We start from the raw sequence: 23,676 nt of genomic DNA, 5'->3' as shown, positions 1-23,676 counted from the left end.
TTTGCCGGTGGGCCCCCTTTCTTGGGGGCTGGTGGTGATCCTCGCGGTCATCGATTGGAGGGACGAGGTGGATGCATCCCCTGTCTGATGAGTGCCCGGTAGACCCGTTCGATCTCACTGGCCGCCGCCTCAGAAGGCTCGTGCTCCCAGACCCGGACAACGGTCCACCCGAGAAGGGCAAGTCGTTGATCTGTGTCCCGGTCGCGGAGTCGGTTTCTCTCGAACTTCTCCAGCCACCACTGGGTGTTGGTCTTGGGTATCGGCCCATGCTCGGGGCAGCCATGCCAGAAGCAGCCGTCCACCAAGACGACAAGGCGTGCGCGCGTGAATGCAATGTCGACGCGACGTCGTGGCAGTCCTGGAACGCGGTACTGGACTCGATAGCGCAGACCAAGTCCGTGCAACTCACGGCGCAGACGGATCTCGGGCACAGTATCCGACCGTCTAAGTGCCGCGAACTTTGCGCTGATCGCTGGCGACGGTGGAACTCGTCCTGACTCAACGGCGTCAACCATTGGTCAGCCTTCCGTTGGGACTTTCATGTTCACACGGAATGGCCTGTGAGTCGATACCGGAGCTTCCACGCCCTGCGCCTAGAGTGACGTCCAGACGGTTGTGGCTTGAGGAACGGGTGGTACATGGGCGGGTATGTAGAGTTGTTCGCAGGCTGTGGAGGGCTGTCGCTGGGCCTGCAAGCTGCTGGCCACGAGCGCCGCCTCGCCAACGAACTGTCTCCCATGGCAGCCGAGTCTTACGCGTACAACCTCCTTGGGCTGGACCTGTCCTCAGATGGTGGGGGCGCCCGCGAACGCAAGGCACTGTGGCTCCGGAGCGCATACGAGGACCCCTTCGATCGGCGTCGGTTGCTCGAGGACCCCATGACCTACGGAGGCTCTCCCTATACGAAGGAACTGCAGGACGTAGACGACTTCGAAGGCCGCCTGCTCGTCGGAGACATTCGCCACCTGAATGAGGTCGTGGGCTCACGCGGGAAGCTTGTAGAGGACGTGGACATCGTCTCGGGCGGGCCACCTTGCCAGAGCTTCTCGATGGCGGGACTCAGAGAGTTTGGCAACGGCAGGAATCGACTACCCTGGGAGTTCGCCAAGTTCGTGGAGGTGCACCAGCCAAAGGTGGCCCTGCTGGAGAACGTGTCTGGAATCCTCAGGCCATTCACCGAGGGAAGCGGGCGCATCCACGCGTGGTTTGAGGTGGCCAAGGCCTTCGCAGCCATCGGCTATGCGCCAATCTGCTTGCAGGTCAATGCCCGCAACGTTGGGGTGGCTCAGAACCGCCCCCGGTACCTCATGATCGCCGTGAGGTCGGACCTCGTGGAAAGCGTGGCACGCGCGCTCGGGACAGCACGTGGAGCCTTGTCCATGGGTAAGCAACTCTTGGAGGACATTCACCGTGACGTGCCCTTCGACCCAGAGCGCCACGAAATTGTGGACCTGACCAAGCCCGACGTCATCGAACGGTACAGAGCATCCCCGTTGGGGAATCTGTCACTGAAATCGGCCACGCCGGTGTCTGTCCGAGACGCTATCGACGACCTTGAGTCAGGCGGAACGCCATCCGAGTACGTGCAGGACATCAACCACCGCTTCAACCCGAAACTGAACCGCGCACGACCGAGGCCCGATGGCCAGACGCTGAACAATGAGCACCGCAGCCACACTGTGAGGGTCGAGGCCCGCTTCGTGCTCTATCAGGCCCTTGAAGCCCTGATCGCTGCAGGCGACGAGGGGGAGGCGCACTCTGTCCGTCAGTACCTCAAGTCGGCCAACAGTGACGTTGCCCCGCCCGGTCATACGGCGTTGGCGAAGCTCATGGCAGTCGGGCTTCATGGGGTAGATGGGCGTCAGGTCCGGTCCGTGTCGGAAGCGAAGCGCGCCGTCGAGGGGCTCCGGACGCGGAAGCGGACACAGCGAGCTCTCCGTGCTGGTCACCCTGCACCAGCTGCCCTGTCGATTCCAGACGACGCTTGCCACTACGACGTACCGCGCACACTGAGCGTCCGTGAGATGGCCAGGATCCAGTCGTTCCCTGACGACTTTGAGTTCCGTTCGCTGCCGACGACTGGTGGGCCGCGGCGGAAGTACCAAGTGCCGCAGTACACCCAGGTGGGCAACGCGGTTCCGCCGCTTCTTGGCTATGCAATCGGGCTGGTTCTTTCAGAGCTTCTCCAGACGTCCGAGGCGGGACGTGGACCTGACTCCGAATTGGCGTTGACTGCCGCAGGTTCCATCGCCCGCAGCCGGTAAGGTCCGATTCATGGCGGATGCGTGGACTAATGATGAGAACTCTGTACTCGTTGCGGCTTACATGGAGTTGGTCGAGTCCCTAGCCGCCGGGAAGCCGGTCGTCAAGACTCATGTATACCGTCACGTTTCAGAGCGCATCGGACGCGTGCCCAAGAGCGTCGAGTTCAAGATGCTGAATGTTTCGGGCGTGCTGGTATCGCTGGGCTATGGCTTTCCGTTGGGTCTGGCCCCAGCCCACAATTTTCAGGCCTCTTTGACTGAGGTCGTTAGGCGAGAATTGGAGGTGCGGCCTGTTGCTGCCATGTACCTCCGGGGTGCCGAGGCAATACATCAGGTCTCCGGAGGTATCAGAGGGACGATCGTGGACGACCGGGCTGCTGACAACGGGATCATCTCGAGCGAAGCAGCTCTGTCGGCCGAGCCAAGCGCCGCGTCAACACCGGTCCAGCCCAGTGGTGACGAGGTGGCCGACGCGACGGAACTGTTCGGCGTATCAACCCTTTGGGACTTTGCCACTGGGGGCGCCGACGTCGCAGCGCTACCCGGCAAGCGCCGAACTGCTCTGCGTGCTCCGTCGCCGGCAGCGGTGGATGCTGGTGTCGAATGGATGCGCACCGCATTGTTGGAAGGGGCAGGTGCGCGGAGGATCCTCTTCCTCGTTGGTGGTCCAGGCGGCGGCAAGTCCCACGTCGCGGCATCGTTGACTGCTGGCCTCGAACCAGTGTCCGGGCGCGACGACGGTCTGGCGCATCGCTCGTATACCTACCGAGCGCCGGGAGGTTCTCTGCGCGTCATCAATGACGCGACCATACCCCCAGAGGATTGGGCGTCGCCGATGACCATTGCTACGGAGTTGGACGCGAGCACGGAGGATTTTGTTGTCGCTTGCGTCAACCGGGGGGTCTTGGTAGACGAGGCCCCCGAGGAACCGCAGGACTCTCTGGGCAGCGCAATCACGACCTGGTTGAGGCGCACGGACGCGCCCACGGAGCCAGTTGCTCGCGAGTCCCCGACCGGGCCGAGAGTGAGCGCTATTGGGACTCCTCGAAACTTTGTTCGTCAGGGGCTAGCGGTGGGTGGATCCGACATGCCTGATATCGATGTTCTGGCTGTCTTCGTTGACGTATGCTCCCTGCTGGAGGAGCGTCCCGAGTCCCACCTCTCCGAAGAGGTGGTGTCCGCATCCGACTACGAGGTCGCAGTCTTCTCGCCCAGCCATGACCGAACAGCGACGCCAGCTGGCCTTCTGGCGTCCAGAGTCGCGGGGGAACTCAAATGGGAATCGACGGGTGTCTGGGATCCGATCGCAGCGAACCTCGATTCCCTCGCTTCGTCGAGGGTACGGAACGGACTCTTGTCGGTGCTGCGCGCGTCAGAGATTGCTTCCTCCCAGTTGCTTTCATACAGAGAGATCTGGGGCGCAATGGCTCGTGTGATCGCGGGACCACTCCCAGAAACCTTGGCGAAGTCCCAGTTGTGTCATTGGTATGACGAGCAAGCTGCAAAGTTGTCCGAAGGCGGGGTCCCCAGCTTTGATCACATGAGGCAGTTGGCTGCCGTCCGTCTGCATGAGGCGCTCTTCGCTGAAGACAGGGTTGGGAGGCATCCAATCTTGCGGGCGACGACCGCAGTGGACCCGGCTCGTGACATGGTTCCGGGGGCGCCTGAAACGGATGACTCTGGCTGGGCGACACCGGTTATGGAGGCATTCGCAGGAGCAGAGTTGGGCGCATCGCCGCTTGAACGGCTCATTGCCTCTGCCCCTACGCGAGCACTTGACGACATGGTGACGCCGTTCGATCAGTTGCTGGACGCATCGTACGTCCGGTGGATCAACGAAGAATCCGACGCCAAGCAGAGGGCGCAGGCCACGTCGTGGTATGGCAGGTACTTGACCCGAATGATGGCTCTCGCTCACGGATACCCCGCCTTTGGCTCGGAGATCCATACCTGGACTCAGGCGCGCGCACTGGCACCGGCACTTCCGCCTGAGCTGGAGACTGCGCTGACTACGCTGGTTAGCCCACGTCGGGAACCGGATGATTCACAGAGCAAGTCTCTGATCCCTCTTTTCGCGAGCCGTACAGAGCCTTTGAGGGGGCGCACTTCCTCTCCGACCTTGAGCGTGGTCGTTGAGGACGTCAAATTCCGGACACACGCCGATGGCGAAAAGCTGCTCCTCTACCTGACTGAGGGGAATAATCGACTGGGGGCGGTGGTGCTTGATCTTCAGTTGATTCGGGAGGCATTGGCGTCGCATGGAGGTTGGGCGGGAATGACTGACGCGACGGACTCGACGGCCCCACGGCTGGAAAGGTTCAGGTCCCTGAGGCTCATCCCAAAGAATAGGGGTGCCAAGGATCTGCGTATCGCAACGTCTGCCAGCGACATCGCCCTCAGCATGAAGGAGCAGGCATGAACCAAGAGGCACCTCTCTTTTTCCCACTCAACCGCCCGCAATATGTTCCGGCTGCCGAGGTTCTCGTATCTGCGCTGGTCTGGGGAAGTGGACGGTGGGCTTATGGTGACGATAATGTCCATGCCAGTCGCTTTCTAGGCGAGTCCGACAAGGAGGGTGTCGTTATATCGGCACCTAATACCAGCGAAAAGCAAATAGCGTTCGCCAAAGTTTTGCGCAGCTATGGCATGCAGACCGAGGCATCCGACGAAGTCCTTGTGCGGGCGGTGGTTAGCGGCATCACCGGCGTGAGGTCGGCGAAGGCCAAGACGGTTCCGGTCAGCCCTATGACCACACATCTGGCCCTTGCGCAGAGTCTCCGAGGAGTTCTCGGCGCCAAGAATCCGCCGGACATGGCGGGCGTCCTCGAGACGATGTTTGCCTTGGGCGAATCCGAGTCACGGCCCGGGGGGCCTAGAATTTCGATGGCTAGCCGGTGGGTGCTGGCAGCAGATCTGCGGATGGTTGACGACCCGGTCCTCAGGGCAACAGACACAGCAATGGCCAGCGGGCTCGGCCTCAAGTCTACGGGCACGGATCGGGTATCTCTCGACGAGTCGTCACTTGCACCCTGGCGGGGTCAGTTGCGAGAGACTCCATACGGATGGCTCCACGACCAGTGGGTCAAATTGACGAGTCCTGAGTGGGTCGAAGCACTTCCGCCACGGGTCTGGACCGACTGGTGCACCACAGTCCTCAGGATGGGAATTGCGTTCGGATTTCTCTTTGAAAGCCGCTGGTTTGAGGCGGTTGGAAGGAGCATCCTATCTGGCGATGACGTGCCGCTCAGCATGCTCGATTCTTCTGCGCCCCTCCTGCAATGGCCGGGTGCAAGACTCCCCGTGAGTTCACGAAACAACAAGCCTCAAATGCGCCGTATGGTAGGGGGTGGGGTGCTGACGCGGGCTGCCCTTCAGGACTACTTTGGAAGCGGCTCTGACGTCACCTTGCAGGACGCTCTTCAGCAGGCGCGGCGAGACCCCGAGCTGAAGCAAGCAGTTCGGGACGCGCTGAGCGGCAGGTCTTGGCCGGGTTCGTGCAAAAACATGTATGAGACCATTTTGTACTCCCTCCAGCAGCGTGACTCGTCTACCGAGGTTGACTACTACGGCCTTTTGCGGAAACACGGGAACCGCTACTCGGTGATTCAACCCGGTACAGAGTGGATCGCTGTTATCGCGAGCCTTGCCTGTGATGAACCAAGCGGGGAAACGAATCTTGGACAGGTACTAGCCACTCTTGGCCAACTTGGTTTGCGCCCGGAATTGCTTGAGCTTGTCAAAGCGCTTGAGGCCGCTGGTCTGGCTCAGGGAAGCGCAGACGCTGACCGTGGAGTTCGAGTGAGGAGCGCGTACTGATGCAGAGAGCAACGGATAGCCTGACTGGACGTTCCATCGGAAGGCTGGCGTCAGGGCTCTCTGGCCTCAACGCCATCTACTTGCCTTCGGACGCTGCCCCATCCGTCGGTGCTGCCGCCGTACGCGAGGCAAATCTACGTAGGCCGAGCCAGACCCCTTTCGCGATACTCGTAGGTGAGGGGGAGTCGCAGCGGAACCTTCCCGTTGTATCTCGCTCGGAATCCATTCGGTACCGGCAAGGGGATCGATTGGCTGTGGTTTCGGCTACAAGCGTGGACTTGGCGTCGTTCGACGGTGCCTTTCGTGAGCTCGTCGGCCCTGGCTTCCCGGAGACGGCGTTGCAGTCGTTTGACGTGACCGCCTTGGCGCGGGAACTCCTTGTCCTCATCGCAGAGGCATCACGTGTGGACGTCCGCGAGCTTCCCGTGGACGAACTCTCTGAACAGTTGGCGCGCTGCCTGCGTGCAGTTGCTGACATTCTGGTGGTGGAACAAGACGGTGGCGCTGGGTGGAACGCCAAATGGTTCCTGGCTGTCGATAGGGGAGCAGATGCGCTCATCGAAGCTGTCGCTAGTGCGCACACTGTGCCGCACATCTCGACCTTCGCAGAAGCCCTGACTGAGTATGTGTGGGCAGCCTTCGGCCTACCCCGGCCAGCCGACATGGTCGCGTGGAAAAAGCGCCACAAGGCATCCGACTTCGTGCTGAGTTTGCAGGAAATCTGGAGTTCGGAGGAGGCAATTGATCTCTATACCCGCGAAATGGTCTTGACAGGTGGTGTCGAGGCAAGCGCTCTCGATGCGTGCCGTCAGGCGGGTTGGGACGGACTGGATGACGAGGTGGTTGGCTCCGGCAGTGGACTCCTCGGTCTCCAGGCCACTGTGACGAAAGACGGCGAACGGCTTAGGGCCTTCAGTGAGATATCTGAGGACTCCTTCCTTCGAGGCGCGCCACCCGCCAAGGCGCTCTACGTGCTCGACTCAAGCGCTGCGTTGCTTTCCGCAAGCCAGACGCAGCCTACGGTTTCTTTGGTTGCCTCGACGGAGATGCCTGACGGCCGTCTGCAGACGGAACAGGTCACGATCGTCGCTCCGCTGCACTCCCGTCCTCCTGAAGATCTCATGCGTGCAACGTCAGTCAGAGTGAAGGCTTCGGCGGCTGCACAGGTAGAAACCGTGCGGTCTCTCAGGATATCTGGTCAGGAGCTGATGTTTGATGTGGTGCTCAGGGTGCGGCCAGCCAAGACGTTTAGCCTCAAGAAGGTAGGGCTCTCTCTCGAGGTGGACTCCATGGATCCCCTCTTCGGGTATCTCGGGTCCGGCAGTGTTGCGGTGCACGTTGTGCCGCCCGTCGATGAAGGCGTCGTCGCCATCGAGTGGAACTCCGGAAAGCGGACGGGCCTTCGCTTGCCTCGGTACGAGGGGCCAGCATCTAGGTCAGATGATGAGGACGCTTTCGGCGTCGAGCTGAAACCGGACAAGCACTACCGCGTGGTTGTCTGGGCTCATGATGGCGTGCCTGCGTCGTCAGGGTTCTCCCTCGAGCCGATGGATGACCGGTCCGGGTGGTACGTAGGAGATCTCCTGCCTAATGCAGGTGGCTCTCTCAAGGTTGGGTCGCGTGAGTGGTCCTTGGCAGCTGGAGGCGCGTCCGAGGCTCCACATTCCTTGCTTGTAGCCGCGATTTACAAGACCCCTGTCAACCCAGAAGACCCCGACGCGGACGTCCTGAACTCTCTGCGCGGGCAACTCGAAAGCCTCTACGCTGCGCGCGTTGAAGATGACGACTTCACCAGTTGTTTGGGGCACGTGGTGCTCCCAGAAGATCGCACCGCTGCTATTCCGGACGTAAACATCAGCCATCGGGGCCTTCAGATGGCGAGCGAGACGGTTAACTATTGGGATCAAGGAGTCGCCCTCGATGCCGACGTCTCATTCGACTCTCCCGCGCGTCAGGCTCACGACGCCTTCGTTGCCCAATGGCGAGAGTGTGTGACACGGACAGACTGTACGGAACTTGGCCGCAGTGGGGTCTGGCCATCTAAGCGATCCTTGCGTCATCTGGTTCAGGACGGATCTATTGACCGACTCCTTGAGCGCTACGCCGACCTCCTTGACGCATGCGCGGAGCTCGACGAGATGGTGAGATTCCGCGCTGCATTTCCGTTCTCGGCCTCTGTGTGGGGTGAAGTGACGGGAGGTGTCGAATGCACAGCAGTGCTTCTGTCCCCTTGGCATCCGCTCCGCATGGCATGGCTGGCTCAGACGGAGGAAGTCCTGTGGGGGGCGGAACGTGCGCGGGATCTGGCTGGCGTGGTCGAAGGCTGGCGGTTCCCGATGGTCGGCCCTGGCCGCGCAGGCATCGATCGTATGGTGGCTGTGCCGATTGATTCCGGCACAGACCAGCTCTTCGTGGGGTGGTCGATGCTGGTGCTGCTTGCCACGGGCAAGACCCTGCACTTGAGGGCCCCGTCTCGAGCGGCAGGTTATGCGATGCCGGGCAGCGCGCCGAGTGGGCTCACCGGCACGGCAGCAGATGCGGCGATGCGCGACTTCATCCGCGCGAACCAACACTTGCCCAGTGTCACTGTCGACCTCGCGAGCTCGGCTCCGGGCCCACGCTTGACGGAGATTGATTCCAGTGTCATCCGTGCTGTTGGTGAGTGGTCAAAGCGGGAACAGCCCCTCCTCGGAGTCAGGGTTCTGGATCAATTGACGCGGGAAGGCGATTTGCCGCGTGACCTGCTGTCCGGACTGTTCAAGGACGATTTGACGACGTCGGTGAGCTGGAGCCGTTATCCGGCTTCACTTCATGCGACAACGCCGGGCTCCCGTCCACGAAGCAATCTGCGTCTGCTCCAAGACAGCGGGGTGCAGATTGGGTACATTCCTAAGCCTGGTAGAGACGGCGGCGTGCTGGCCCAGGCCAGCGTGCGTCGGTATGAGACGGCTAGCGTTTCAGAAAACTCGACCTCGACGACCCTCGAGCCAGGGGTGCCTGCGGGCCCCCATGCGTTCACCCGTGCACTCAGGGCGGTGGAAGGGCCCGACTTCGCGCCGAGGATCCGGCTGCAGACCGCTGTTTCTGCACTGCTCAACGATGCTTCGGACTGGACCATTTCAGGAGAGTCCTTCCTTTCACCCACGGCGCTCGCGCATATGATCGCCAACCACGGTGGGAACGCGACGGATCGGATGCTTTGGGAGTGGCGTCCCCCCTTTCTCCGCCCGACGAAGGACCAATCACCACTCAGTCGCCGTCCTTATGTAACGATCGCTCGCGTCGCTGGGTCCTTGGTGGAGCAGGTCAGTTCACAAGTACGAGGCATCGTCAGCGATTCGAACGCAACTGCCGTCCCTGCTCTGGTGGATGACATCTTCCGGACACTGGGTACGCGAGGCATTGGGCTATCGTCGCTACTATCGATGGGCGGTCAGCATGCGAGCGGGGCGCTGGGCTTTTACCTTGCTCTTCGTCTCATCGGAGATATGCCGGTGCCGAGTGGCAGCGTCCAGGCCGTACTGCCTTTGGACTCCTGCCAGACCTTCCTCGATGCGCTGGCGCCAGATAGTGGTGTTTCCGAGACGCGACGGCGCGCAGACCTCCTGATTGTGCGAGTCGTCGGCGAGGAGGTCACTTTGGCCCCCGTCGAGATCAAGTTCTATGGCGCCGGTGGCGAGGGCGGGAGTCTGCCCGGCCCGGGGCCGGAGTTCGCCGAACCGCTCGAGCAACTTGACGCCACAGTCAGCCTTCTCAAGAAGATGCAGATGGAGAGGAAGCGACTGCGTTCGAACCATTTGAGCCATGATGCCGCGCTCTGGGATTCCGCGATGGCGACGCTCTTCGAGGCTGGACTGCGGTTGTCGCCCAATCAGGACTCCGGACCGGACACAGTTCGAGATGCCCTCGAAGGGCTTGCTCAAGGCAATCGCACAGTCGCCCTTGGACGACCTCTCATCCTCTTCTTTAAGCATCAAGTCGATGCAGGCGACGAGATTGAGACTTATCGCGAGGGCTCCCTCGACGGACACGATGTGATGTCGGCCTACGGGGCTATGGCTGTTCGGCCGCGCTATGCCTTGGAGGAGCAGGCCGGCGCGTTCGACGGCGAGGCACAGGTGCTTGCAAAGTGGGCGAGCCTTGTCGAGTGGGCTCTTACACATCCGGTCCGCGAGGTCGATGTGGGCAGCAGGAAGCCTCGCGAGGCGGCGAACTCGGAGACGGAGTCGCCAAGGCTCGACGAGGAGGCGGGGCTGGGTGCGCGATTCGAGACGGATGTACGCGATACGCCGGTGATCGTGCGTTCAGATTTGGCCGGGCTTCCCCTGACGTACCGGCGCACTGCTGGCACGCGGCAGGAGGAGGAGCCAGGCGGGGCGGTTAGCCACTCGCCGGACTCTTCTTCCTCTTCTTCTTCCTCTTCGCCACCGCCACCGCCACCGCCACCGCTGTCCTCGCGGCCGGTGCCGCCGGCGATATTCACAGGTGTTGATACCGGAGCGGCGGAGGTCGTCAGCCCTATTCATGAGACCTCGTCTGTGGCATCTCCGCCTACGGGTGCTGAGTCGCGGGAGACGGAGGCAATCAACCACGGAGTCCGCTTCACCGTCGGGTCGCTGCCTGGCTCCCTTGCAGGGCAGTTGGGTGAGTACTGGCCAGGTAATTCCGAGACCACCCAGCTCAACATGGGTGTTGTCGGAGACCTTGGCACTGGGAAGACCCAGTTGTTGAAGGCTCTCATGCTGAACCTTCGCAAGGTCTCACGCGAAGTCCAGCAGGACCCGGTGGATTGTTTGGTCTTCGATTACAAGCGAGACTTCCAAGACAAGGAGTTCGTGGATTCTGTTGGGGCGACCGTCTGGCAGCCGTCTCGCATGCCACTCAATGTTCTAGACCTCCACGAGGCATACACAAAGGCGGCGGCATACAGACGCGCAGCGGCCTTCTCGACCATGCTGGGGAGGATCTACAAGGGCGTCGGTCCAGTGCAGCGTGATGCGCTAATTGCCGTCATTATGGGTTTGTATGAGCAGCGTTCCGGTGCCGCGCCAACGCTCGGTGAGGTTCTGGAGACGTACCGTGAAGAGGCGGCAGGAGACTCTGTGACGTCGATCCTAAACGCTTTCGTCCTGGGCGAAGTCTTCACCGAGGACCGCGACGAAGTCATCTCCCTCGACGAGGCGATGAGAGACACTGTGCTCGTTATTGATCTGAACTCGCTCGGAGCAGACTCCTATACGAAGAACGCAATCGTCGTCTTCTACCTCGACATGTTCTATGAGCGGATGAAGCGGATGAAGAAGGTCCCGCCGCGTCACACGGATGACGGAGTTACGGTCAGAAACATCTCGTCGTACCTCTTGGTTGACGAGGCGTCCAATATCATGAAATACAAGTTCGACGTGTTGGACAGTCTCCTGAAAGAAGGGCGTGAGTTTGGCGTTGGAACGATTCTTTCGTCGCAGTACCTGAGTCACTTCAAGGTCCAAGGGGCGAACTACGCAGAGACGCTCTCGACGTGGTTCATCCACAAGGTGCCAAATGCTATTCACACGGAGCTGTCAGCTCTGGGTATTAAAGATGCAAACTTTGATATGGCCGAACGTATCCGTGGCCTGAAGGTTCATGAGTCCTTGTATCGATCCGACCTGTCGCCAACTCGCTTCATCCGTGAGGTGCCTTTCTGGCAACTCATCGCGCCGGAGTAGAGGAGGGTAGCCCTGACGGTTCGGGCGTTGCCCCGCGCTCGGCCCAGACCGTTGTCACACCTCGCTGGAATCGTGGACACATGTTCGACGATGAGCTGACCGTGGTGGAGGAGTCCTTCCGAGGGCTGGGGCAGGCGCGAGCGGGGGTGAGTGAGCGCGGCGGACGTGCTGACCAGACGAGCCTGACGTGCGTCTTGCAGGCGACCGAGCGACTCAGACGCGCGGCTGATGCCCTGGAGCTGTCCGTGCTGGGGCAGGTCGTGCGCTGGGGCGAGGAGCGTGGCCCGGACGGCATCTACCGTCAGGTTCACCTGCGCGAGGGCGAGGTGGCCGAGTTCGCCGAGGAAGCGGTCGCGATGGTCACGCACGCCAGCACCTGGGCGGCGGGGGAGCGGTGCGATCTGGCAGCCCGAGCGGTGACGGATCTGCTGCCCATTGCCGATCTGGTCGCGGAGGGCCGTGTCCCGACCAGGGTGCTCAGCATCGTGGCAAAGGAGACCAAGCGGGCCAGCCCCGAAGCTGTGGCGGCAGTCCTTGCTCACCTGCTCGCCCCCCTTCGCGGCAAGCCCGGGTCGGTCCGCATCGGTGAGCTCGAGGAGCGTGCGCTGCGCAAGGCGATCCGACGGGTCTTGCAGCGCGTCGAGCCGGAGATCCTCGCGGCGAAGGCACGTCGCAACCGTCGCGAGCAGACGGACGTGAGCTTCGCCGAGGGTCCGGTGGGCACGGCGCAGATGTTTGCGACCTTGCCCTCCGAGATGGCGGTCGCCCTCAAGGAGGCCATCGAGGTGGCGGCGAAACTGCGCCGCGAGTCCGATCCGACGTTGACCGCCGGCGCCTCACGCGCCTACGGGCTCGCCGACCTCGCGCTGCGGGGAGTGGAGGTCCGGGCGAGTATCCGCCTAGGCATCCCGGTCATCACGTCTGCCGCCTCCCGACTGACCTTCGCCCCCTACGAAGGGGGCGAAGGTCACGAGACTCCTTCGTCGCACCTCGACCAGCGTGGGACCACCGTCGGCCAAGACCTGCACGGCCCGACCGCCCGCGAAGGGCGCTTCGTCACCGGGGAGGGCGCCGACGCGGTCGACGTGATCCCCGAGGAGTGGGCGGGCGACGCGGTGACCTCACAGGTGCCCGCGAGCCTGGGCCCGGGTGGGCAGGAGTGCTGGATCAGCGGCTGCGAGATCCCGGGTGTCGGGTTCATCCCGGCGGACGTGGTCGCGGCACTGACGAGCAACCTGGAGACCAAGGTCTCGCGGGCGCTGGTCGACGCCCGCACCGGGACCCTCGTGGAGACGAGCAACCCGAGGTACGTCGTGACGGAGGGGATGCGCGACTTCGTCCAGGCACGGGACGAGACCTGCCGCATGTGGGGCTGCAACCGCGCGATCGATCAAGGGTGCTCGCTGACCAACGGCGACCTCGACCACGCGACGGAATGGCCACAGGGCGAGTCCTGCCCGGCCAACCTGTCGGGGCTGTGCCGGCACCACCACCGCCTCAAGCACACCCCGGGCTGGACGCACCGGCTGCACGAGGACGGGCGCACCGAGTGGATCAGCCCGGCGGGCGTCGCGACGGGCACCTTCCCGAGCCTGTGGGTACACACCGACGACGAGGACTCGCCCCCTTCAGAGGGGGCGAACGACTCGAAGCCGCGGTACATCTGCGACGAGGACGAGGAGGACGAAGCCTTGCGAGCCGCGCGCTTGGCCGAGCTGCGTGGACGGTCTGGGAGTCCGGAGGAGCGCGAGCTGGCCCTCGCGGGCGAGCCGTCCTTCTGACGAGGCCACCTTCGCCCCCTCTGGAGGGGGCGAACCGGGCGAAGGGGAGGCGAGGTCCAGCGGTTGCGTGACAGGCTCCCTTCGACCACGAAGCCGCCCACGAAGGGAACGTCATGCGTCTGCTGCTGACCTCCGCAGGAGTGAAGAACCCGACCATCCGCGCTCGGCTGGTCGAGCTCCTCGGCAAGCCCATCGAGGAGTGCGATGCGCTGTGTATCCCCACCGCGGGTTACGGGCACCCGATGGTCCGGCCCGACGCTGCCTGGAGGTTCATCAGCGGTCACGACGAGGGCGCGATGACCGATCTCGGGTGGAAGTCCGTGGGCGTCCTCGAGCTCACCGCGCTGCCCAGCATCGGTGACGACCGTTGGGTCTCGTGGGTGCGCGCTGCCGACGTCCTGCTCGTCAACGGAGGCGATGCGATGTACCTCCACCACTGGATGTGCGCGTCCGGCCTCGCCGACCTCCTCGACACCTTGGACGACACGGTGTGGGTCGGGTTGAGCGCCGGCAGCATGGTGATGACGCCACGCATCGGCCGCGACTTCGTCGAGTGGGAGCAGCCCGAGGGCGGGGACGAGACGCTCGGGATCGTCGACTTCTCGATCTTCCCGCACCTCGACAACCCGGACCTGCCGGACAACACCATGGAGACCGCACGGCGGTGGGCGGCCAGGCTCCCCAACACGGCGTACGTCATCGACGACCAGACAGCCATCTGCGTGGTCGACGGCGTCGTAGAAGTCGTGTCCGAAGGACGGTGGGAGCGGCTCGACCCGGCGTGACCTTCGCCCCCTCTGAAGGGGGCGAATCGCGGGGCCTGTCGCGCCACGGCATTCAGTTCTATGCTCACGCGACATCAGCAGCGTGGGTGCTGGGGGAGTCGAGGACGATGTGGATGGACGCTTCAGAGGTGCCCGAGACAACAGGCCCACCCTCAACGGACAAGAGGATGCGTCTGCGGTACGCCGGGGTGTGTCGACGGTGCGGCAGCCACCTTCCTGCGCACACGGCCGCGATCTATGACAAGACCACCAAGACCGTCCGCTGCATCGACTGTGCTCCAGCGTCTATTGCTTCGGAACCTCTCCCGGCACCCGTGGTCACCTCGAGGGCCGGCTCGTCCGCGCGCCGTGAGTACGAACGTCGCAAGACCAAGGACGAGGAGCGACTGCGCCAGAAGTGGGGTCGGCTCGGCGGCGTCGCCGTCGCCTTGTCGGACGAAAGGCAGAGCACCAAGGCATGGGTCACGGGCGCGGTCGGCGAGGAACGTCTCGGCGCCCACCTGGACGGCCTCGCCTCGTCGTCGATCGCGGTGCTCCACGACCGCCGCATCCCCGGCACTCGAGCCAACATCGATCACCTCGTCATCACTCCGAGCAGGATCTGGGTCGTCGACGCCAAGCGCTACAAGGGGCGCCCACGACTCGAGATCGAAGGGGGGATCCTGCGTCCTCGTGTCGACAAGCTCATCGTCGGTCGACGCAGCTGCACCACGACTGTCGACGGCGTGTAAGCAGGTTGGCATCGTGCAGGACGTCGTGGGCGAGGCCCCCGTGACCGGCGTCCTGTGCTTCGTCGATGCCGACTGGCCGTTGATCGGTGGTGACTTCATGACCCGTGGCGCCCACGTGCTCGGGCCGAAGAAGCTGTCCAAGCTCCTGACCCGGCACACGCAGCCGCTCCTCGACGTCGCCGAGGTCCACGCCGCGCTCGCCGCGCGGCTACCGCCCGCGTGAGGGGCTCCCTTCGAGACGGTTGCTTCGCAACCTCCTCAGGGACCGTGGAGACGGTTGCTTCGCGCTGGGAACGTGGAGACGGTTGCTGCACAACGTCCTCCGGGAGCACGAGGGTCGCTACCTTGACCTCATGCCACACCTGATCCCGCAGGACCCGAGGTTCGCCAACGAGTCCGAGCGCGTCGTGTGGACAAACCTGAGGGACTCCCTTCGCCCGCAGGACACGCTGATCGCCAACTTCCGCCTGACCGACACCCGCAAGGACCACGAGGCCGATCTGGTGGTCGTCATGCCGGACGTCGGGGTGGTCGTCGTCGAGGTCAAGGGGAGCGGGGTGCGCATCGAGGACGGCCAGTGGTCGATCCAGCGCGGCGGCCAGCGCAAGCGCATCGATCCGGTGGACCAGGTGCGTAGCACGCGCTACGCGATCCGTCAGTACATCGAGCCCGACCGTCGGTGGGCCGACTCCTCACGCTCGAGGGTGCGGATCGCGCACGCGGTGGTCACCCCCTTCGTCAGTCTCGGTCTGGACTTCGACCTGCCCGACTGCCCGCGCTGGATGATCCACGACCGTGAGGACATGGCGACGCTCGCCGAGCGGCTGGCCGACATCCCGCTCGGCTTCGACACCCACCTGCGGGTCCCGGACGAGACTGACTGCGACAGCATCGTCGACATCCTCACCGCCCGCGGGACCGACGCCATCACCACGGTCGTCGGTGAGGCCGACGAGCGCGAGGCCCGAGCCGACCGGCTCACCCAGGAGCAGGGACTGATCCTCGACGTCACCCGGCTCCTGCGGCGGGTCGAGATCCGCGGGGGAGCCGGCAGTGGCAAGACCGTCCTCGCGCTCACCCAGGCCGCCCAGCTGAGCGCCGGCCGCACCGGCGAGATGCCCCGCCAGGCCGAGCGAGTCGCATTGCTCTGCTACTCGATCGGCCTCGCGACCTACTTGGGGCGCGAGGTGGCGACCTGGCCGCGCCGCCGACGGCCCGCCTTCGTCGGCACCTTCGAAGAGCTCGGCAACCTCTGGGGCGTCCCCTCGGGGACCCGCGACGACCCCGACTACTGGGAGGAGACCTTCCCCCGCCTCATGGCGGACAAGGCCGCCGAGCTGCCGCCGGGGGAGCGCTTCGACTCCTTCGTCGTCGACGAGGCGCAGGACTTCGCCGAGTCGTGGTGGCAGCCGCTGATCGGCGCGCTCGTCGACGAGAGCGACGGCGGCCTCTACATCTACTCCGACGAGAACCAGCGCCTCTTCAACCGATTCGGCCGCCCGCCGGTCCCGCTCGTGCCCCTCGTCCTCGACCACAACCTGCGCAACACCAAGCAGATCGCGGAGGTCTTCCGTCCGCTCGCGCCGCTGCGGATGCGCCTCGAGGGCGGCGACGGGCGCGACGTCGTCTTCGTCCAAGCGGCCTCGCAGGACGCCCTCGAGGTCGCCGACGACCAGGTCGACCTCCTGCTGGACGAAGGGTGGAACCCCAGCCACGTCGCCCTCCTCACCACCGGCAGACGGCACCCTGTGCAGGCCGAGAGGCAGGAAGAGCTCGGGCAGCGCGGTTACTGGGACACCTTCTGGGACAACGACGACGTCTTCTACGGGCACGTCCTCGGGGCGAAGGGGATGGAGCGTCGCGCCGTCGTGCTCTGCGTCAACGAGAGCGGGACCACGGGCCGCTTCCGCGAGCGTCTGTACGTGGGGCTCTCCCGTGCGACCGACCGTCTGGTGGTCGTCGGCGACCTCGATGTGATCGCCGCCGCAGAGGAGCACGTGGCGCGAGCACTGCAGTCCGCAGGTAGCATCTCCCCGTAGACACAGGGGAGAACATGAACGAACACGCGCCCGGCTGGTACGAGCACGAGGGTGAACGACGCTACTGGGACGGCTCCCAGTGGACGCATTCGTCGTCGGCGCCCGCGGCATCGCCGACGCCACCACCACCGCCCACGCCACCGGCACCGCTGTCCGCACCGCCTGCCGCGAGCCAGGTCGTGCCCTACGCGCCGACGCCGGTGCACGGAGCGGGTGCGCCACCCTTCGGTGCCGCGCAGCCACCCTTCGGTGCCGCGCAGCCTCCCTTCGGTGCCGCGCAGCCTCCCTTCGGCTCGCCGCAGCCGCCCTACCCGGGTGGGCTGCCGGCCGCTCGCAAGGAGCCGGCCATCGCCCTGCTCATCTCCTTCCTCATCCCCGGCGTCGGGTCGATGATGAACGGCGACGTGGGCGCAGGGGCCGGGTTCCTCGGCCTCTACATCTTCGGCCTCGTCCTGGTGATCTGCCTCGGTTGGATCATCATCGGCTTCATCGGGCTGCCGATGATGCTCGTGGCCTGGGGCTGGGGCATGTACCACGCCTATCAGGGCGCCGTCGATTTCAACCGGAGAGCCGGTTACCAGAACTGACGAAAGTCGGCACGGCATGGGGAGTTCTCCCCATGGCACGGGGGTGCAGCGCAGGTAGTCTGGGCCCCGCACAAGACGATGACATTCACAAGAAACGGGAGAGGGCCTGCGATGAGCAACTGGGCTGCCGGTTGGTATCAGGACCCTGACAATCAGGGTCAGATTCGCTATTGGGACGGCAACGGATGGACCGAGCACCGGCAGGCCACGCCTGACGGTTTCGGCACCGGTGCGCCGGGCCCCGACTCGTCGGGTGCCGGCACCCGGCAGGACACTGTCGGTTCCACGAGCGAGGTCGACGAGGCCACGCGCGTGCGCCCCAACGCCGACCGTTCGCCCGAGACGGAGGCCATCTCCACCGACAGCACGAGCTTCGGTGACTCGGCCGGCGCCGCAGGTGCCGCCGGTTACGGTGCCTCGGCCTACGGCCAGGAGGGCTACGGGCAGCAGGGCTACGACCAGTCCGGCGCCTACGGCCAGCAGTCCGGTTACGGCCAGCAGGGCTACGACCAGTCCAGCGCATACGGTCAGCAGGCGGGTGGCTACGGCCAGCAGCAGCCCGGTTACGGGCAGCAGGCCGGTGGCTATGGCCAGCAGCCGTCCTACGCCGCCGGCCAGCCGGCCAGCAAGAGCAAGCTCCCGCTGATCGCCGGTCTCGGCGTCCTGGGTCTCGTGCTCCTGCTCGTCCTGGGTTTCCTCGGCTTCAAGCTCATTGGTGGCAGCGACGATGACCCCACCACCGCGGCGCCGCCGTCGACGACGAGCCAGCCGACGGACGCCACGTCGAGCGACCCGACGGACAGCACGACGTCCGACCCGACCTCCAGCACGACGTCCGACCCGACGACCTCGACCACCACGGACGGCCCGACCCAGACGGCCGACGGCAAGGCCGCCAAGTGGAACACCACGTACAAGGGCAAGGGCGCTGAGACGCTCAAGGTCCCGGCCGGTGACGGTCCGGGTCTGGTGGAGTACACCTACGACGGGCAGAAGTACGACAGCCTGACGGTCAAGGGCTTGGACTACAACGGCAAGAACTCCGAGTACATCATCTCCTCGACCGACAGCAAGAAGGGCACCGTCGCGTACAACCTGACGGGCTACAACACGAGCACCACCCAGATCGAGATGGACACCAAGGGCTCGTGGACCGTCACCTTCAAGAAGATCGGCGAGGCTCCGACCTTCGGCACGTCCGAGAAGGGCGATGGCGCCAAGGTCTTCAAGTGGGACGGCAAGAAGTCCGACATCGGCGTGAAGTACACGCAGCCCAAGGACTCCTTCATGGGTGACATCAAGATCCAGGCCGTCGGCGCCGAGGACTACCCGGACCGTCTCGTCAGCGAGTACGACAGCTACGAGGGCACCTCGACCGTCCAGGACGGCACGAAGTACCTGGTCGTCAATGCATCGGGCGACTGGACGATCACCAAGAAGTGATCTCCTGACCCGCGAGCAGCACGAAGGCGCCGTCCCGATGGGACGGCGCCTTCGTCATGCCCGGCGCCTTCGTCATGCCCGGCGAAGGGAGCGGACGCTCAGCACTCGATGACGTTGACCGCGAGACCGCCGCGGGCGGTCTCCTTGTACTTCACCTTCATGTCTCGTCCGGTCTCACGCATGGTCTTGACGACCTTGTCGAGGGAGACGACGTGCGAGCCGTCGCCGCGCATGGCGGTCCGGGCGGCAGTGATCGCCTTGACCGAGGCCACGGCATTGCGCTCGATGCAGGGGATCTGCACGAGGCCGCCCACCGGGTCGCAGGTCAGCCCCAGGTTGTGCTCCATGCCGATCTCGGCGGCATTCTCCACCTGACCCGGGCTGCCGCCCATGACGGCGGCCATGGCACCAGCAGCCATCGAGCAGGCCGACCCGACCTCGCCCTGGCAGCCGACCTCGGCGCCGGAGATCGACGCATTCTCCTTGTAGATCACGCCGATCGCGGCGGCGGTGAGCAGGAAGCGGATGATGCCGTCGTCGTCGGCGCCCGGGACGAAGTCGACGTAGTAGCGCAGGACCGCGGGGATGATGCCGGCCGCTCCGTTGGTGGGAGCCGTGACGACCCGGCCACCGGCGGCATTCTCCTCGTTGACGGCCAGCGCGTAGAGCGTCAGCCAGTCCATGCCGCGCAGGGGGTCGGTGCTGTCGCCCTCTGACCGCAGACGCTGGTTCAGCTGGGGTGCGCGGCGGCGGACCTTGAGCCCGCCGGGCAGGACGCCCTCTGTGCGGGTGCCGTTGTCGATGCACTCGACCATGACCGACCAGATGTGCAGCAGCTCGCTGCGGACCTCGTCCTCGGTGCGCCAGGACTTCTCGTTGTCCATCATCACCTGGGCGATCGACAGGCCGGTCTCACGACAGATCGCGAGGAGCTGGTCACCGGTGGTGAAGGCGTGGGCGACGGGCGTGGTGTCCGCGACGATCTTGGTCGACCCGGAGGCGTCCTCGCCGACGACGAAGCCGCCACCGACCGAGTAGTAGGTGTGGCTGCTGATCGGCTCCTCGCCCTCGCCCCACGCGGTGAAGGTCATGCCGTTGGGGTGCAGGGGCAGCGACTTGCGCCGGTGCAGCACCAGGTCGTCGTCCTCGACGAAGTCGATCTCGTGCTCGCCCAGGATGCTCACGCGTCGGGCACCACGGATCCGCTCGAGCTTGCCCGTGACGGAGCGCGGGTCGCACAGCTCAGGGCGCTCGCCGGACAGGCCCAGGAGGACCGCGGTGTTGGAGCCGTGGCCGTGACCGGTCGCGCCCAGGGACCCGAAGAGCTCGGCCTTGACCCGACGCACGTCCGGGAGCAGGCGCTCGTCGCGCAACCCCTCCGCGAAGAGCACCGCGGCGCGCATGGGGCCGACGGTGTGCGAGCTCGAAGGCCCGATGCCGATCGAAAAAAGGTCGAAGACGCTCAGTGCCACGGGTGGCTCTCCTGGGTGCTGGGGGTGGGCGCACGGAACGGCGGACGCGCTGGGTGGGGCGTCGTGCCACAGATCACACTACCCACCCGGGTCGAGGGGATTCGCACCCTGTGGAAAAGCCCGCGGCGCGTCTGCGAGATCGGGCCATCCTCGATGCCATGACCTACAAGGACCTGCCCCACGACTGGCCCACCCGACCCCTCACCGACCCGCGCCTGACGGCCGACGTCATCGATCTCGTCGTGCGTGAGAGCGACCGAGCCACGGGGTGTCTGAGCATCCTGCTGTGCGACGACACCCTGCGGATGATCCAACCGATCTCGATCACCGACCTGGACATCGTCGGACCCGAACCGGGGGAGTACCAGCGGCCCTTCGACCTCGTCGTCGGGCAGTTCGCCGAGCGCCTGGGCGGGGTGGTCGTCGCCATCGGCCGGCCCCTCGGGCACGCCCCGGACGACGAGGCCCGTGCGTGGCACGCGGCAGCCATCGCCGGGTGTCGTGATCACGGGGTGCCGCTGCTCGGCACCTACCTGGCCACCGCCCACGCGGTCGCCGAGATGCCCAGGTGGGACCAGCTGTCCATGCCGGCCTAGAGCAGCAGACCCTCGATCTCGGCGGTGATCGCCGACCCGATCGCGACGGCGAAGGCTTGCGGGTCCTCGTGGGCGGCCGGGGACTCCGGCACGATGACGTCGACCAGCCCGTCCTCGAGCATCTGCCGGGCGCCGACCCGCTGACGGGCAGCGAGCAGCGGAGCATGGACGGTGTCCTTGAAGAGGATGGCGCTCGCCCCCTCCGGCGGCAGCGGCGAGAGCCAGCCATTGCCGGCCGCGATGACCCGACGGGCGGGCAGCAGGGCGAGGGCCCCACCGCCGGTGCCCTCCCCGAGCAGCACCGAGACGCTCGGCACCGTCAGTGAGGTCATGTCCGCGATGCACCGGGCGATCTCACCGGCCAGCGCGCCTTCCTCCGCGCGCGGGGAGAGGTCCGCCCCGGGGGTGTCGATGACGGTGACCAGCGGCAGCCCGAGCTCGCTCGCCATGCGCATGCCGCGTCGGGCTTCACGCAGCGCTGCCGGACCCATCGACTCCGACACCTGGTAGCGACGGTCCTGGCCCACGAGCACGCAGGGACGCCCGCCGAAGGACGTCAGGGCCAGCATCACGCCCTTGTCGGACTCGCCGAACCCGGTGCCGTTGAGCGGGATGACGTCGTCGGCGGCGTGCCTGAGCAGCTCGCGCACGCCGGGACGGTCCTCCCTTCGCGTCGTCTCGATCGCCGACCACAGCTCGGCGATCTCCTGCTCGCTCGGCTCCGGGCGGGAGACGAAGGGGGCGACCGGCCAGGCGGGGTGGTCCGACGGGTCGGCAGTGCTCCCTTCGGTCGTCGCGGACAGCAGGGTCAAGGCGCGGGCCGCGATGTCGGCCAGTCCCTCGACCGGCACGACGGCGTCGACGATGCCCTTGTCCACGAGGTTCTCCGCGAGCTGGACCCCTTCGGGGAAGGGCACGCCGTTGACCGTCTCGTAGACGACCGGGCCGAGGAAGCCGATGAGCGCTCCCGGCTCGGCGATCGTCATGTGACCGAGCGAGCCCCACGACGCGAAGACGCCGCCGGTCGTGGGGTGGCGCAGGTAGACGAGATACGGCAGCCCGGCAGCCTTGTGCGCGACGACCGCCGCCGAGATGTCGACCATCGTCATGAAGGCCGGCGTGCCCTCCTGCATCCGCGTGCCACCGCTGGCGGTCGCCGCCACGAGGGGGAGGCGCTCGGTGGTCGCCCGGCGGATGGCGGAGACGATCCGACCGGCGGCTGCCCGGCCGATCGAGCCACCGAGGAAGCGGAACTCGCCGACGATGAGGGCGACCTCGTGGCCGCGGATGCTGGCCGCTCCGGTGAGGATCGACTCGTCGGTGCCAGCGCGCTCGGCGGCCTTGGCCATCGTCGCGCGGTAGGTCTCGTCGAGCCCGCCCAGGTCGAGGGGCTCGTCCCACGAGACAAAGCTGTCGGCATCGACCACGGAGGCGATGAGCTGCTGGGCACCAGGACGCGACGTACTCATGCCGTGATGCTCCCACCGCGGAGGCTGGGTAACCTTGCCCGGTGCTTGTGCCCCTGACCACCTTCGTGATGATCGCCGTCGCCGTACTCGGGCTCATCGCCCTGGGGTACCTCGCGATCGACCGCTTCGTCGACGACGGGCTGCTCCTCGTGACCGCCGTCGTCGAGCTCGGCCTGATCGTGCTCGCGGTCGTGACCGCGGTCGTCCACCGGCAGATCACCGGCACGGGGGAGGGCGCGACGATGCTCGCCTACGCCCTCACCCTGCCGATCCTGCCGCCGATCGTCGTCTTCATCGCCCTGAAGGAGAAGACCCGCTGGGCGATGGGCGTCGTCATCGCCGGCGCCTTCACCGTGGGCGTCATGACCTACCGCATCCTGCAGATCTGGCAGACCAGTGGCCCCGCCTGAGGTCAGCACCGGCACCGGGCCGGGCCGCATCGTCGTCGCCGTCTACGGCGTCCTCGCGCTCGCCGCGACGGGCCGCTCGGTCCTGCAGATCACCGAGTACCTCGACCGGGCGCCGCTGGCGTACGTGCTCTCGGCGCTCGCGGCCGTGGTCTACATCGTCGCGACCGTTGCCCTGGCGAAGGGGGGAGCCTCCGGCGCCCGCGTGGCGACCGGGGCGATCCTCGTGGAGGCCGTCGGCGTCCTCACGGTGGGCACGCTGTCCTATCTGCAACCGGACCTCTTCCCGGACAAGACCGTCTGGTCCCACTTCGGGTCCGGCTACGGCTACCTGCCGCTGGTCCTCCCCTTCGTCGGCCTGTGGTGGATCCACCGTGCACGATCTGGACACTCCGCCCGCTAGGTGAGACAGGGCTGGTGGCCCGCGGCTGATTTCCTATCATCGGAGCAGGTCTTGAGCGCCAGCGCACAGCCCCGGCTTGCTGGCCGGCAACCCTCCTCCGCGGTGGGGTGCCCCGGGAGACGACCCGGTCCGTGGCGTCCGTCACGGTCAAGCGCGCACCATGCACAGGAGTGAA

At 65.4% G+C, this 23,676-nt stretch carries 17 protein-coding genes and 1 riboswitch; of the genes, 14 read left to right on the top strand and 3 right to left on the bottom strand.

Going from position 1 to position 23,676, the window contains the following annotated elements:
* Window positions 1-47: 47 nt before the first annotated feature.
* Window positions 48-515, bottom strand: coding sequence for a very short patch repair endonuclease (locus ASG73_RS17455; protein WP_082567027.1), 468 nt, complete (start codon window positions 513-515; stop codon window positions 48-50).
* Between the two features lie 123 nt (window positions 516-638).
* Here ASG73_RS17455 and ASG73_RS05345 point away from each other — a divergent pair, with 123 nt between their 5' ends.
* From ASG73_RS05345 to ASG73_RS05300, 11 genes are all read left to right on the top strand, one after another.
* The gene (locus ASG73_RS05345) at window positions 639-2,264 is read left to right on the top strand and encodes a DNA cytosine methyltransferase (RefSeq protein ID WP_082567026.1); all 1,626 of its coding nucleotides are present in this window, start codon (window positions 639-641) and stop codon (window positions 2,262-2,264) included.
* 10 nt (window positions 2,265-2,274) lie between these two features.
* Complete coding sequence (locus ASG73_RS17815) at window positions 2,275-4,683, top strand: hypothetical protein (RefSeq protein ID WP_156466152.1); 2,409 nt, start codon at window positions 2,275-2,277, stop codon at window positions 4,681-4,683.
* Window positions 4,680-6,080, top strand: a complete 1,401-nt coding sequence (locus ASG73_RS17810; RefSeq protein ID WP_156466151.1) for a hypothetical protein — start codon at window positions 4,680-4,682, stop codon at window positions 6,078-6,080. Before ASG73_RS17815 ends, ASG73_RS17810 begins: the two co-directional genes overlap by 4 nt.
* Before the next feature lie 272 nt (window positions 6,081-6,352).
* Complete coding sequence (locus ASG73_RS17805; protein ID WP_156466150.1) at window positions 6,353-11,788, top strand: hypothetical protein; 5,436 nt, start codon at window positions 6,353-6,355, stop codon at window positions 11,786-11,788.
* Window positions 11,789-11,868: 80 nt separating this feature from the next.
* Entirely contained in the window at window positions 11,869-13,569 is a 1,701-nt protein-coding gene (locus ASG73_RS05325; RefSeq protein WP_055991972.1) for an HNH endonuclease signature motif containing protein, read from the top strand.
* Window positions 13,570-13,682: 113 nt separating this feature from the next.
* Complete coding sequence (locus ASG73_RS05320; protein ID WP_055991969.1) at window positions 13,683-14,354, top strand: Type 1 glutamine amidotransferase-like domain-containing protein; 672 nt, start codon at window positions 13,683-13,685, stop codon at window positions 14,352-14,354.
* 314 nt (window positions 14,355-14,668) lie between these two features.
* On the top strand, window positions 14,669-15,085 hold the full coding sequence (locus ASG73_RS18300) for a nuclease-related domain-containing protein (protein WP_235499362.1): 417 nt from the start codon (window positions 14,669-14,671) through the stop codon (window positions 15,083-15,085).
* Window positions 15,086-15,098: 13 nt separating this feature from the next.
* Window positions 15,099-15,308: a hypothetical protein gene (locus ASG73_RS18295; RefSeq protein ID WP_235499361.1), complete on the top strand. Its 210-nt coding sequence runs from the start codon at window positions 15,099-15,101 to the stop codon at window positions 15,306-15,308.
* A 130-nt stretch (window positions 15,309-15,438) separates the two neighbouring features.
* The gene (locus ASG73_RS05310) at window positions 15,439-17,124 is read left to right on the top strand and encodes an NERD domain-containing protein (protein ID WP_055992724.1); all 1,686 of its coding nucleotides are present in this window, start codon (window positions 15,439-15,441) and stop codon (window positions 17,122-17,124) included.
* Between the two features lie 14 nt (window positions 17,125-17,138).
* Window positions 17,139-17,711 carry a hypothetical protein gene (locus ASG73_RS05305; protein ID WP_156466149.1) on the top strand — a complete coding sequence of 191 codons (573 nt, stop codon included), beginning with the start codon at window positions 17,139-17,141 and terminating at the stop codon, window positions 17,709-17,711.
* A gap of 111 nt (window positions 17,712-17,822) precedes the next feature.
* Entirely contained in the window at window positions 17,823-19,154 is a 1,332-nt protein-coding gene (locus tag ASG73_RS05300; protein ID WP_055991963.1) for a DUF2510 domain-containing protein, read from the top strand.
* A 98-nt stretch (window positions 19,155-19,252) separates the two neighbouring features.
* Here the strand turns inward: ASG73_RS05300 and ASG73_RS05295 are convergent, their stop codons facing one another.
* The gene (locus tag ASG73_RS05295) at window positions 19,253-20,626 is read right to left on the bottom strand and encodes an L-serine ammonia-lyase (RefSeq protein WP_055991960.1); all 1,374 of its coding nucleotides are present in this window, start codon (window positions 20,624-20,626) and stop codon (window positions 19,253-19,255) included.
* Window positions 20,627-20,784: 158 nt separating this feature from the next.
* Between ASG73_RS05295 and ASG73_RS05290 the strand changes: the two genes are divergently transcribed.
* The gene (locus tag ASG73_RS05290) at window positions 20,785-21,222 is read left to right on the top strand and encodes a hypothetical protein (protein ID WP_156466148.1); all 438 of its coding nucleotides are present in this window, start codon (window positions 20,785-20,787) and stop codon (window positions 21,220-21,222) included.
* Here ASG73_RS05290 and ASG73_RS05285 read toward each other — a convergent pair.
* Entirely contained in the window at window positions 21,219-22,691 is a 1,473-nt protein-coding gene (locus ASG73_RS05285; protein ID WP_055991954.1) for a carboxyl transferase domain-containing protein, read from the bottom strand. The two genes, ASG73_RS05290 and ASG73_RS05285, sit on opposite strands and share 4 nt — an antisense overlap.
* 41 nt (window positions 22,692-22,732) lie before the next feature.
* Between ASG73_RS05285 and ASG73_RS05280 the strand changes: the two genes are divergently transcribed.
* Both ASG73_RS05280 and ASG73_RS05275 read left to right on the top strand, forming a co-directional pair.
* Entirely contained in the window at window positions 22,733-23,101 is a 369-nt protein-coding gene (locus tag ASG73_RS05280) for a hypothetical protein (protein WP_082567024.1), read from the top strand.
* Window positions 23,088-23,501, top strand: coding sequence for a hypothetical protein (locus tag ASG73_RS05275; protein ID WP_055991949.1), 414 nt, complete (start codon window positions 23,088-23,090; stop codon window positions 23,499-23,501). The genes ASG73_RS05280 and ASG73_RS05275 overlap by 14 nt, the downstream gene beginning before the upstream one ends.
* 47 nt (window positions 23,502-23,548) lie before the next feature.
* Window positions 23,549-23,661, top strand: a riboswitch (SAM riboswitch).
* Window positions 23,662-23,676: the final 15 nt, after the last annotated feature.

Source organism: Janibacter sp. Soil728, assembly GCF_001428305.1.
In the GTDB taxonomy this organism is placed as follows: Bacteria; Actinomycetota; Actinomycetes; order Actinomycetales; family Dermatophilaceae; genus Janibacter.
The sequence above is the reverse complement of the archived record's forward strand: the minus strand, read 5'-3'. Positions and strand labels throughout refer to the sequence as shown.

What these genes read in the sequence shown, in the direction of transcription:
- ASG73_RS05300 (WP_055991963.1), top strand. Translation starts at nt 17,823, where the DNA reads ATGAGCAACTGGGCTGCCGGTTGGTATCAGGACCCTGACAATCAGGGT.
- ASG73_RS05320 (WP_055991969.1), top strand. Translation starts at nt 13,683, where the DNA reads ATGCGTCTGCTGCTGACCTCCGCAGGAGTGAAGAACCCGACCATCCGC.
- ASG73_RS05290 (WP_156466148.1), top strand. Translation starts at nt 20,785, where the DNA reads ATGACCTACAAGGACCTGCCCCACGACTGGCCCACCCGACCCCTCACC.
- ASG73_RS17810 (WP_156466151.1), top strand. Translation starts at nt 4,680, where the DNA reads ATGAACCAAGAGGCACCTCTCTTTTTCCCACTCAACCGCCCGCAATAT.
- ASG73_RS17815 (WP_156466152.1), top strand. Translation starts at nt 2,275, where the DNA reads ATGGCGGATGCGTGGACTAATGATGAGAACTCTGTACTCGTTGCGGCT.
- ASG73_RS17455 (WP_082567027.1), bottom strand. Translation starts at nt 515, where the DNA reads ATGGTTGACGCCGTTGAGTCAGGACGAGTTCCACCGTCGCCAGCGATC.
- ASG73_RS05310 (WP_055992724.1), top strand. Translation starts at nt 15,439, where the DNA reads ATGCCACACCTGATCCCGCAGGACCCGAGGTTCGCCAACGAGTCCGAG.
- ASG73_RS05325 (WP_055991972.1), top strand. Translation starts at nt 11,869, where the DNA reads ATGTTCGACGATGAGCTGACCGTGGTGGAGGAGTCCTTCCGAGGGCTG.
- ASG73_RS05285 (WP_055991954.1), bottom strand. Translation starts at nt 22,691, where the DNA reads ATGAGTACGTCGCGTCCTGGTGCCCAGCAGCTCATCGCCTCCGTGGTC.
- ASG73_RS05305 (WP_156466149.1), top strand. Translation starts at nt 17,139, where the DNA reads ATGAACGAACACGCGCCCGGCTGGTACGAGCACGAGGGTGAACGACGC.
- ASG73_RS05345 (WP_082567026.1), top strand. Translation starts at nt 639, where the DNA reads ATGGGCGGGTATGTAGAGTTGTTCGCAGGCTGTGGAGGGCTGTCGCTG.